Origin of the sequence: Bradyrhizobium sp. (assembly GCF_016462955.1) — a bacterium.
GTDB lineage: Bacteria > Pseudomonadota > Alphaproteobacteria > Rhizobiales > Xanthobacteraceae > Bradyrhizobium.
Genome location: NZ_JAEMSD010000675.1, coordinates 1 through 3,002 on the forward strand (window position 1 = coordinate 1; position 3,002 = coordinate 3,002).

Sequence of the window (3,002 nt, forward strand, 5' to 3'; positions counted from 1 at the left end):
GATCTCACTTGCGGGGGTCGTGCGATGAGCATTGTGCGCGCTCGCTGCGAGCGGCATGCTCAGGCAAAATCGGTATCCACTCTTGCTGAAGGCGGAGCTGATAGCAGGTTTCTGGCGATGATACGAGGCTTGAAAGCCCCCTCTTTCATGGATTTGGCGCTTCGGGCGGCCGAAACTGCCGGAAAGGCCGGCGAAGTTCCTGTTGGCTGCGTGGTGGTCCGCAACCAGGAGGTGATCGCCACCGGCGCCAACCGGACGCTGACCGACCATGATCCGACCGCCCATGCCGAGATCGTCGCGCTGCGCGCGGCCGCCGCGATGATCGGCAGCGAGCGGCTGGTCGACTGCGACCTCTACGTGACGCTGGAGCCGTGTACCATGTGTGCGGGCGCGATCTCGTTTGCAAGGGTCAGGCGGCTCTATTACGGCGCGGCCGATCCCAAGGGCGGCGCGGTGGACTCGGGCGTGCGGTTCTTCGCCGCGCCGACCTGCCACCACGCGCCGGAGGTCTATTCCGGCGTCGGCGAGAGCGAGGCGGCGCGGCTGCTGAGGGAGTTCTTTCGGGAGCGGCGTTAGCCTGCCGCGAAAAACTCGCGCAGCGCCTTCGCGGTTGCGTCCGGATTCTCCTCGGTGAGGAAGTGGCCGGACTCGACCGGCATGCCCTCCACGTTGGTGGCCCATTTCTTCCAGGTGTCGAGCGGGGTCGCGGCGGCCTGCGCCACGCCCGCATTGCCCCACAGCGCCAGCATCGGGATCGTGATCTTCTTGCCCGCCTCGAAGTCGGCCTTGTCGAGGTCGTAGTCGAAAGTGGCGCCGGCGCGGTAGTCCTCGCACATGGCGTGGATGCGGGCGGGATCGCGGAACGGGGCGAGGTAATGCGCGAGCGCGCGCGGGTCGATGGCGTCCAGCGTCTTCGACTTGGTCTGGCTCGCCATCTTGAAGCGCAGGAAGAACTCGCCCTGGCCGGAGATCAGCGTCTCCGGCAGCGGCGCGGGCTGGGCGAGGAAGGCCCAGTGCCAGATCTTCAGGGCATAGGCGCGGTTCATCCGCTCCCAGTAATCATAGGTCGGCAGGATATCGAGCACCGCGAGCTTCGACAGCCGGCCGGGATGATCGAGCGCGAGCCGGTACGAGACCCGGCCGCCGCGGTCGTGGCCGGCGAGCGCGAAATGCACGTGGCCGAGCCGCTCCATGACCTCGACCATGGCTTTCGCCATGGCGCGCTTGCTGTAGGGGATGTGCAGCGCATCGCTGGCGGGCATGTCGGACCAGCCATAGCCCGGCAGGTCGGCGATGATCAGCGTGAAGTGTTCGGTCAGCTCGGGCGCCACCTGGTGCCACATCACGTGGGTCTCGGAGAAGCCGTGCAGCAGCAGCAGCGGCGGGCCCTTGCCGCCGACGCGGGCGAAGATGCGGCCGAAGGCGGTGTCGATCCATTCGGCGGCGAAGCCCGGATAGAGGTCGGCGAGGTCGGACATCTTGTTGCATCCTTTTGGTCGGTCGCGGGGCCGTTCGACGAACGAAAGTTCGAAAACAACCCCATGCACAGTACCGGTATTATCATCGGGGCTACTAACCCCAACAACCGATTACATATTCTGGAACACGGATATGGCGGCGCGGTGACGTGAACGCGAGATTCCGGATCGACGCGGTGGCGGGCCCGATCCGGCGTGACGCGCTAGTTTTTGGCCTTCTCCGCCTCCACCGCCTGCCAGCCGATGTCGCGGCGGCAGAAGCCCTCGGGCCAGCGGATGCGGTCGACGGCCTGGTAGGCGCGGGATTGCGCCTCCGTCACGGTCGCGCCCAGCGCGCAGACGTTGAGCACACGGCCGCCATTGGCGAGGATCGCGCCGTCCTTCGCCACCGTCCCGGCATGGAAGATCTCGACGGTCTCGACCTCTGCAGCTTCCTCGAGCCCCTCGATGCGAGTCCCTTTTTGATAGTCGCCGGGATAACCCTTGGCCGCCATCACCACGGTGATCGCGGCTTCCTTGTGCCAGCGGAGATCAAAGTTCTTCAGCTGCCCGTCGCAGGCGGCGAGCAGCGCCGGCACGAGGTCGCTCATCATGCGCAGCATCAGCACCTGGCATTCAGGATCGCCGAAGCGGACGTTGAACTCGAACAGCTTTGGCCCCTGCGTCGTCAGCATGATCCCGGCATAGAGCACGCCGCGGAACGGCGTGCCGCGCTGCTTCATCCCCGCGACCGTCGGCAGGATGATTTTGGCCATGATCGCGTCGTGGATGGCGGGCGTGACCAGCGGCGTCGGAGAATAGGCGCCCATGCCGCCGGTGTTCGGCCCGACATCGTGGTCGAACACGCGCTTGTGGTCCTGCGCGGAGGCGAGCGGAATCGCGGTCTCGCCGTCGCACAGCGCAAAGAAGCTGATCTCGCGGCCCGGCAGAAACTCCTCGATCACGACCTCGGCGCCGGCCTCGCCGAAGGCGCCCTCGAACATCATGGCGATGGCGTCCTCGGCCTCGCGCACGGTTTTCGCAACGACGACGCCCTTGCCGGCGGCGAGCCCGTCGGCCTTGACCACGATCGGCGCGCCCTGGCTCTGCACATAGGCGCGCGCGTTTTCGGGATTGGTGAACCGCTGGTAGGCGCCGGTCGGAATGCCGAACTCGGTGCACAGCGCCTTGGTGAACCCTTTTGAGCTTTCGAGCTGCGCCGCCACCTTGCTCGGCCCGAACGCCTTGATGCCGCTAGCCGTGAGATCATCGACGATGCCGGCCGCCAGCGGCGTCTCCGGCCCGACCACGACGAGCTCGACCTTGTTCTGCTTGCAGAAGGCGATCACCGCAGCATGGTCGGCGACATCGAGCGCCACGCACTCCGCCTCCTTCGCGATGCCGGCATTGCCGGGCGCGCACCAGAATTTGGTCACCAGGGGAGAGGCCGCGATCTTCCACGCCAGAGCATGTTCGCGGCCGCCGGAACCGAGCAGGAGAATGTGCATCAGGGGCTCAGGATGAGGGGTTTGCTGGGGCGGAGGT

Annotated in this window: 3 protein-coding genes; 1 reads left to right on the forward strand and 2 read right to left on the reverse strand. The window is 66.5% G+C overall.

Going from position 1 to position 3,002, the window contains the following annotated elements; all coding sequences use genetic code 11:
• Positions 1-147: 147 nt before the first annotated feature.
• Positions 148-576 (forward strand): tRNA adenosine(34) deaminase TadA, encoded by a 429-nt coding sequence (tadA, locus tag JHD07_RS36675; protein WP_291631067.1) that lies wholly within the window; start codon positions 148-150, stop codon positions 574-576.
• Here the strand turns inward: tadA and JHD07_RS36680 are convergent.
• Both JHD07_RS36680 and purD read right to left on the reverse strand, forming a co-directional pair.
• Entirely contained in the window at positions 573-1,478 is a 906-nt protein-coding gene (locus tag JHD07_RS36680) for an alpha/beta hydrolase (protein WP_291631069.1), read from the reverse strand. The two genes, tadA and JHD07_RS36680, sit on opposite strands and share 4 nt — an antisense overlap.
• A gap of 203 nt (positions 1,479-1,681) precedes the next feature.
• Positions 1,682-2,965 (reverse strand): phosphoribosylamine--glycine ligase, encoded by a 1,284-nt coding sequence (purD, locus tag JHD07_RS36685; protein ID WP_291631071.1) that lies wholly within the window; start codon positions 2,963-2,965, stop codon positions 1,682-1,684.
• Positions 2,966-3,002: the final 37 nt, after the last annotated feature.

What these genes read in the sequence shown, in the direction of transcription:
- tadA (WP_291631067.1), top strand. Translation starts at nt 148, where the DNA reads ATGGATTTGGCGCTTCGGGCGGCCGAAACTGCCGGAAAGGCCGGCGAA.
- JHD07_RS36680 (WP_291631069.1), bottom strand. Translation starts at nt 1,478, where the DNA reads ATGTCCGACCTCGCCGACCTCTATCCGGGCTTCGCCGCCGAATGGATC.
- purD (WP_291631071.1), bottom strand. Translation starts at nt 2,965, where the DNA reads ATGCACATTCTCCTGCTCGGTTCCGGCGGCCGCGAACATGCTCTGGCG.